The organism is Schumannella sp. 10F1B-5-1 (assembly GCF_006517535.1).
Taxonomy (GTDB): domain Bacteria; phylum Actinomycetota; class Actinomycetes; order Actinomycetales; family Microbacteriaceae; genus Schumannella.
Genome location: NZ_VHQH01000137.1, coordinates 1 through 222, shown reverse-complemented (window position 1 = coordinate 222; position 222 = coordinate 1). Strand labels below are relative to the sequence as shown.

Genomic DNA, 222 nt, shown 5'->3' with positions numbered 1-222 from the left:
ATCACCGGCCTCGTCGAGAAGCCCCCGCCGGGCGAGTCGCCCTCCAACTACGCGATCATCGGCCGCTACGTGCTGCGTCCCGAGATCTTCGAGGTGCTGGAGCGCACACCCCCCGGCAAGGGCGGCGAGATCCAGCTCACGGATGCGCTGCAGGAGCTCGCCACGGGGCCGAACTGGGCGGGTGGCGTCTACGGCGTCGTGTTCCGCGGGCGCCGCTACGAC

General features: G+C 71.2%; 1 pseudogene. It reads left to right on the top strand.

Annotation, left to right across the window (positions count from 1 at the left end):
* Positions 1 to 222, top strand: a pseudogene (locus FJ658_RS15215) (UTP--glucose-1-phosphate uridylyltransferase); the annotation flags it as partial.